Source organism: Neobacillus fumarioli NBRC 102428, from assembly GCF_001591485.1.
Taxonomy (GTDB): domain Bacteria; phylum Bacillota; class Bacilli; order Bacillales; family Cytobacillaceae; genus Neobacillus; species Neobacillus fumarioli.
On record NZ_BCUZ01000173.1, the window covers coordinates 1 to 4,262 of the forward strand.

Annotated in this window: 9 protein-coding genes; 4 read left to right on the forward strand and 5 right to left on the reverse strand. The window is 38.2% G+C overall.

Going from position 1 to position 4,262, the window contains the following annotated elements; all coding sequences use genetic code 11:
* Positions 1-179 precede the first annotated feature (179 nt).
* Both BFU02S_RS17765 and BFU02S_RS17425 read right to left on the reverse strand, forming a co-directional pair.
* On the reverse strand, positions 180-308 hold the full coding sequence (locus BFU02S_RS17765) for a GNAT family N-acetyltransferase (protein ID WP_369690715.1): 129 nt from the start codon (positions 306-308) through the stop codon (positions 180-182).
* A 19-nt stretch (positions 309-327) separates the two neighbouring features.
* Entirely contained in the window at positions 328-561 is a 234-nt protein-coding gene (locus BFU02S_RS17425) for a GNAT family N-acetyltransferase (RefSeq protein ID WP_235842085.1), read from the reverse strand.
* 149 nt (positions 562-710) lie between these two features.
* Here BFU02S_RS17425 and BFU02S_RS14910 point away from each other — a divergent pair, with 149 nt between their 5' ends.
* The 3 genes from BFU02S_RS14910 to BFU02S_RS14915 are packed head-to-tail and all read left to right on the forward strand — an operon-like array spanning position 711 to position 2,087.
* Entirely contained in the window at positions 711-1,469 is a 759-nt protein-coding gene (locus BFU02S_RS14910; RefSeq protein ID WP_066372345.1) for an SDR family NAD(P)-dependent oxidoreductase, read from the forward strand.
* 18 nt (positions 1,470-1,487) lie between these two features.
* On the forward strand, positions 1,488-1,640 hold the full coding sequence (locus tag BFU02S_RS16890; RefSeq protein ID WP_157075959.1) for a hypothetical protein: 153 nt from the start codon (positions 1,488-1,490) through the stop codon (positions 1,638-1,640).
* Entirely contained in the window at positions 1,641-2,087 is a 447-nt protein-coding gene (locus BFU02S_RS14915; protein ID WP_066372348.1) for a DnaA N-terminal domain-containing protein, read from the forward strand.
* A 59-nt stretch (positions 2,088-2,146) separates the two neighbouring features.
* Here BFU02S_RS14915 and BFU02S_RS14920 read toward each other — a convergent pair whose 3' ends face one another.
* On the reverse strand, positions 2,147-2,818 hold the full coding sequence (locus tag BFU02S_RS14920) for a serine/threonine protein kinase (RefSeq protein WP_066372350.1): 672 nt from the start codon (positions 2,816-2,818) through the stop codon (positions 2,147-2,149).
* A gap of 57 nt (positions 2,819-2,875) precedes the next feature.
* Positions 2,876-3,319, reverse strand: coding sequence for a DUF3891 family protein (locus BFU02S_RS14925; protein ID WP_084361151.1), 444 nt, complete (start codon positions 3,317-3,319; stop codon positions 2,876-2,878).
* Between the two features lie 435 nt (positions 3,320-3,754).
* Between BFU02S_RS14925 and BFU02S_RS17770 the strand changes: the two genes are divergently transcribed.
* Positions 3,755-3,841: a putative holin-like toxin gene (locus BFU02S_RS17770; RefSeq protein WP_369690717.1), complete on the forward strand. Its 87-nt coding sequence runs from the start codon at positions 3,755-3,757 to the stop codon at positions 3,839-3,841.
* A 208-nt stretch (positions 3,842-4,049) separates the two neighbouring features.
* Here BFU02S_RS17770 and BFU02S_RS17170 read toward each other — a convergent pair.
* A partial coding sequence (locus tag BFU02S_RS17170; RefSeq protein ID WP_218005658.1) for a hypothetical protein occupies positions 4,050-4,262 on the reverse strand: 213 nt, incomplete at its 5' end.

Here is a 4,262-nt window from a genome sequence, read left to right on the forward strand (position 1 = left end):
TTATTAAAGAAATAACGGGGCTACAGTTCATTCATATGACAATCAGAAAATTCATTACGTTTTGAATATTACATTCCAAAGTGAATAATTTTATAGAGTTAAACTACTTAATTTCATGGTTTAACCAAACGGCTTTTTATGCCCTGACTTTGTCGTATAAAGCTTGTGCTGTATAGTTATCATGCGCCGTTTCCCAAATGAGAATAATCATTTTCTCTGATATACTTGATACAGGTCATAAGAAGGTTTTGCCCAATCTTTTGGCCTCTTTCATCAAGTTTTACAAATAAATCATATAAGAATGCCATTCGTTTCGTCTCAAGGGTATTAAACGTAAAATATAAAAGTAGAAAAACCTACTAGTTGTTGGGATGCTGTTTCAGCAACAAACTGCATTCCTTTATAAGGATTTTCAATTAAATGATATACTATTTTTTCAAGAGCGCCCTCGTTTGGCCGGGGACATTTGTAGAAATCTACGATGTACTCATTTATTAATTCAAGCAGCTGCGGAAGATCCTCCTTTGTTGCGGGTCGAATTTTTATATTTCCATTGCTCATCAAACCTCCGTGAATCAAATTCGTTATATTTAGTGCAATTTTTATGCCATAAAATTAGGAGGGAGGAAGATGGAGAAATTAGATCCGCTTTGCTTTAAGGAGGAATAATAAACTTAGTTTACATATCCGATAAAAAAGGAGCTTTCACAATGGATTTGCAATTAAAAGGAAAGAACGTTCTCATCACTGGCGGTTCTAAAGGAATCGGAAAGGCAATTGCCAAGGTGTTTGTGGAGGAGGGAGCGAATGTTGCGATCACAGCCCGAGGGATGGAAGTATTGGAAAAAGCAAAAACGGAACTTGGCGATGTTTCCATTTTTCAGGCGGATATCACCAATGCAGTAGAACGGGAAAAACTCATACAAACGTTTATGGAACAATACGGTACAATAGATATTCTCATCAACAACGCCGGCGGAAGTAATGGCGGTAAGGCAACGGAAACCGCAATGGATTGTTTCTATGAAGCGATGGAGCTGAATTATTTTTCCGCCGTCCATTTGAGCAAATTGGCTGTCGAGCAGATGAAAACGCAAGGTTCAGGCGTGATTATTAATATCACATCGGTTTACGGAAGGGAAAGCGGTGGAAAAGTGACTTATAACAATGCCAAATCCGCACTTATCAGCTTTACGAAGGCATTGGCAGATGAAGTGATTTCGTTTGGCATACGGGTCAACAGTATTGCCCCCGGAAGCATACTGCATGAAACGGGCAACTGGTTAAGGCGTCTCAAGGCAGATCCGGAAGGCATGAAGGAATTTGTGAAAAAGGAAATTCCCGGCGGCAGGTTTGGAACGCCGGAAGAGGTTGCAAATGTCGCGGCGTTCCTCGCGTCCGATAAAGCGTCTTGGATGGTTGGAGCAAGTATTACGGTCGATGGCGGGCAGTCGAAAATGAATTTCTAAGAAAAAGGAGGCCTATTGGTGGCGACATCTGGAAGAAACCGCAATCTTAGTAGAAGAAAATCTCTTACCAGACAAGTTCAGCAGAGAACAATTGGTGATGATGGCAATGTCTTAGAACAAATTTTGCTTCAGATCATTTCCGTGATCGGTGTGGAACGGACCAACGAATGAATGGTTGAACATTTCCCCGCCAAAGCAGCAATGAGTACGGAACATGAAAACACAAAAATCAAACAAGCTTCCAAGAGCGAAGATCCAGTTATAAAGAATATAATCGAACGGATTGAAAAAATTGAAAGATGGATCGAAATGCAGACACCACCTGCACTAATGATTGAAAACAGCTCAAATTTAAAAGATTTCGAGTTATGGAATCAGGTTTTGTTGAAATTGCAGCAAACCCTTTCGAAACCTTCGTTTGACACATGGTTTTCCGGAACCATTGCCAAACTTTTGGATGAAGATGTGATGTTGGTGCTTTGTAAAAACGAGTTTCAAAGCGATTGGCTTAGTGAAAGATATAAGGAAGTGATCTTTTTTACTGTAGAAGAAGTGGCAGGCCGAACATTCGAATTGGAATTCGCGACAGTGAAGAGCTTGGAAAAGGTGCTTTCCTAACACGGAAACTTATAATCTGCCTTTGGCTCAGGGTTTACAGGTGATGGACATCATGTGTTTTAAATCCTTACAAACTTCAAAACCATTTTTAGAAACTCCTCGTACGAAGAAAAATACTTACTCCGTTGGTTATACCACCTTCGAATGGTTTCTAATAACCAAAACGGAACAGGTTTACCATCTATTATGTGGTAATAATCTTCGTACGCTATTTTCAAATGCTCCCAGCGAAAATCATTACCTGGTTTCTTATACTCGGAGACATCTAATATTTTGGCTCTGCCGTTTTGAAGGAGAATATTTTTCAAATGAAAATCCCGCGGGTTTAACCCCTTTTGACGAATAAACTCTCTTGCCTCCTCCACGTCTTGAACCACCTGTTCCGGAATATGAATTCCTTGGAGAAGGCAGTCAAAGAGAGTTTTGCCTTTTTCATAACTTAACACAAGGAATTGGTCGTATGAAGCATAGCAATGAGGGAAGAAAGGCGAATTACCCAACAGATGATAAACGTTTTCTTCTGCTTTTATTTTATAAGCTTTGTCCTTTGCATACAGTTTAAATACGTAATCTGGAGCATAAAGGGATTGAAAAACAGCTGCATCTGTTCCTATACCGATACACTTTAGATCATCGGATCCGCCGACTATGGTGACTGGTTCATTGTCCGGATTTGACAGAACGGTAATGTTGGACAGGGAATCGATGGCCATATCCCATTTCGTTATCATTGCATTTCACTCCCTTCATCTATAGTCCAATTTCATGATGACAGCGGGGGGAATCATTTACATAAATAGTACTGATCGCTTCAATAGCGGAGCATTCGTATAAGCATTCAAAATTCCGTTTAGCTGTATATCTTGTTTTTTTACCTTTTTAAATTCTAATTGCACTTGCAACTCTTTTTTCAGTGGAAAAGCGGAAAGGGAAACGGTTTCTAGACCGATCCATTGTGCATAGATTGGCTGATGATTGGCAAATGGGAATGAATGCGGGATTCCGTTACGAAAGAAAGGGTGTTCATTTTCTTTTTGTACACCGGGTTTATTTAAACAAATATACAGGGAAAGATTGTTGCAAAACCTTAACATGTTTAGATGGTAATGTAGAGTCTGTTTATCTTTTATTGCTAACCCATTTAATACATTTTGCTGTCTTCGTATTTCCTCGTTCAAAAACTGCCTTCCTGCCGTGGTTTTACGTTCAAAAAATTCACCACTCCAAAACAGCTATAGAGGGTGAATGCTCCGTAAAGACAGCCAATTTATTATATAGTTTATGAATATCTTCATTATACAATAACCATTGATTGGAAAAACGAAACAATTTTCAAAAAAGTTGGCCACTGTTCACAACAAAAATGTAATTTTATAAAAAACGAAATACTCAATTTACAGTCATTCATTAAAAAGACGGTGTCCCAAATTCTTAGGGGGACACCTTTTGTTTTATTAATTGCTCACCAATAATATATCCAATGGTTATCTAATAGAATACTAATTACTTAAGGGAAATGGAAAATTGGAAATGTGGATTCCGTTTATAACTATAATTCGAATATATGTTCCTGTTCAAGGTGAAATATGGTAAACTAAAAGTGCAATAGAATAGGATTTCTCAAGGGTGGCCGGCACACTCCCAAACTGAAGGGGGGTGATGCTAAAATGACAGTTTTTCAATCTTTAATGCTGGCAATATCTTTTGCTAGTTTGATCATAGCGATTCTGTCATTTCATAACCATAAAAAATAATCCACCCTTGAGTTAGCAAGCTCAGGTGGATTATTCCCGCCTAGCCGGTCCCTTAGAGGGAACCGTCTATTGCTGGACCGGACATGTGACCGCATGTTCGGTCTTTTTTAATTTATTCACTCTTATCCATATTATAACCGAAGAGACATAAAATGAAACGATTTATTTCTTTAAATATTCGTCTTTTTGACTTCAGGTGAGGTTCTTATTAAGAGGAAAAACAAAAAATATCAATTTTGGTTAAAAGAGGGGAAGTAAATTGGAAAAAAGGAAAATTAAATCTAATACTTCCGTAAAGACTTCTCTTAAAAGGGGTGTCTACTGGAACCGTGCACACAACTGTACTCGGTCTTTTTTTATTGATAAAAGGGATAACAATACCCTTAGATTTATTCAAAACTTTCGTTACATCAGCATTAGT

Excerpts from the sequence above, each read along its gene's own strand:
- BFU02S_RS17765 (WP_369690715.1), bottom strand. The coding sequence starts at position 308 with ATGGCATTCTTATATGATTTATTTGTAAAACTTGATGAAAGAGGCCAA.
- BFU02S_RS17425 (WP_235842085.1), bottom strand. The coding sequence starts at position 561 with ATGAGCAATGGAAATATAAAAATTCGACCCGCAACAAAGGAGGATCTT.
- BFU02S_RS14910 (WP_066372345.1), top strand. The coding sequence starts at position 711 with ATGGATTTGCAATTAAAAGGAAAGAACGTTCTCATCACTGGCGGTTCT.
- BFU02S_RS14915 (WP_066372348.1), top strand. The coding sequence starts at position 1,641 with ATGGTTGAACATTTCCCCGCCAAAGCAGCAATGAGTACGGAACATGAA.
- BFU02S_RS14920 (WP_066372350.1), bottom strand. The coding sequence starts at position 2,818 with ATGATAACGAAATGGGATATGGCCATCGATTCCCTGTCCAACATTACC.
- BFU02S_RS17770 (WP_369690717.1), top strand. The coding sequence starts at position 3,755 with ATGACAGTTTTTCAATCTTTAATGCTGGCAATATCTTTTGCTAGTTTG.